Below are 1,095 nucleotides of genomic sequence, written 5' to 3' on the forward strand. Positions count from 1 at the left end.
AACTGTATCAGGTTCAATGGGTATCATCTCAGCCTAAAGCACCCCAAATGTCTTTATTATTTTATTACTGGACCAGTATAACAGAAATTGAAAGCCCTAGCAAGATATTTGACCGGAAAATATATTTATATAGTTTGTTTGTTCATTCTTTTAATCTACATAAAAGTATTGAATCTGTCCTATAATTCATAACCGATATCAAAAAAGGCTAATTCTAAAGCAACTGCTTGATTCCAGCGTTCCTGAAGTTCTGTCAAATCTTCTCGATTTTTCCCGACACGATTGAGTTCGTCAACCAGAAATTGAACCCACTCTGCAAAGAAAGGACCTCTGTGGAGATTGATCCATTCCAAATGAATATAGGCTTCAGGTAGAGCCAAATCTTTAGAACCCCAGTCTAAATAGAGACCTTCTGCAATGACCAGCATGACCAAAAGATGAGCATAGTCTGATGAAGACACAGCAGAATACATTAGATCCTGAAACGCTTTTGTTACAGGGTGCAAGTTCACTTCTAGATAGTCATGCTCTGCTACATTTAACTCTTTGAAAGCCTTTTGGAAATAACCATCTTCATCTGCTTCAAGAAAGCCTAATTGCTTGGCAAAACGAAGTTTGGATTCAAGCTGGTCTGCGTGAGCTACACAGGCACCCAGCATTGATAAGAAGGCATCAAAGAAATGATAATCTTGAATCAGGTAGTCTTTTAAGACCTTATTCTCAATTGTCCCCGCAAAAAGTTCCTTAACAAAACGATGATTGATTGCAGCCTGCCAATCCTTCTGACTGCTTTTTAATAATTCTCCAACAGTCAAACCTGGCTGAAATGCATAGTCTTGTGTTTCCATATTTATTTTTCCTTTCTTTACTCCTTAGTAATCAATAAAATATCAAGAGATACCAAGCAAAATCGTAATTCCACTTGATACTTTTAAAGAACATCGAGGGCATTTGCAGAGAGCTACCTAAACAAGCCTATCCAGTTTGTATAAACAAAAAAAACTCCAATTACAAACGAGAATTAGAGTTTACCTTACAAGATTAGACAGTTCTTTTCAACATACGAAAAAAACCTTTTCACATTTCCCTTCGCCA

General features: G+C 36.8%; 1 protein-coding gene. It reads right to left on the reverse strand.

Annotated features, from left to right (window positions below):
• Positions 1-179: 179 nt before the first annotated feature.
• Positions 180-848: a TenA family protein gene (locus AB2B49_RS09145; RefSeq protein ID WP_049504910.1), complete on the reverse strand. Its 669-nt coding sequence runs from the start codon at positions 846-848 to the stop codon at positions 180-182.
• Positions 849-1,095: the final 247 nt, after the last annotated feature.

Source organism: Streptococcus jiangnanensis (genome assembly GCF_040888325.1).
GTDB lineage: Bacteria > Bacillota > Bacilli > Lactobacillales > Streptococcaceae > Streptococcus > Streptococcus jiangnanensis.